Below are 564 nucleotides of genomic sequence, written 5' to 3' on the forward strand. Positions count from 1 at the left end.
CGTCCGATCCGAAGACCTACAACGAAAAGGCGTCGAAGCTTGTCATCCAGGACAAGGTGCCGACCGTGTTCGGCTCCTACACCTCGGCAAGCCGCAAGGCGGTGCTGCCGGTGTTCGAAAAGCGCAACAATCTCTATTTCTATCCGACCTATTACGAAGGCTTCGAATGCTCCAAGAACGTCGTCTACACCGGCGCCGTTCCGAACCAGCAGCTTTCGAACTTCATCCCATGGATCATCAAGACGCTCGGCAAGAAGAAGTTCTTCATCGTCGGATCGAACTACATCTATCCGCGCGAGATGGCCAAGGTCTCCAAGATCTTGATCGAGAAGAATGGCGGCGAATGGATCGCCGACGAATATCTCGAGCTCGGCCATTCCGAATGGGGCTCGATGGTCAACAAGATCAAGAGCTCGGGCTGCGACGTCGTGCTGTCCAACGTGGTCGGTGATTCCGTCGTCGCCTTCTATCGCGAATACAAGAACCAGGGTCTCACCCACGACAAGCTGCCGATCTGCGCCACGGTGACGTCCGAGATCGAGATCGCGGCGATGGGCGCGGAAT

The 564-nt window shown here is 56.4% G+C and carries 1 protein-coding gene; it reads left to right on the forward strand.

Features of this window, described 5'->3' with window-relative positions; translation table 11 throughout:
- Positions 1-564: transporter substrate-binding protein (locus I6F36_RS38625; protein WP_225173256.1), on the forward strand; the 564-nt coding region annotated here is incomplete at both ends.

It is taken from the genome of Bradyrhizobium sp. BRP19, assembly GCF_020194195.1.
GTDB classification, from domain to species: Bacteria; Pseudomonadota; Alphaproteobacteria; order Rhizobiales; family Xanthobacteraceae; genus Bradyrhizobium; species Bradyrhizobium yuanmingense.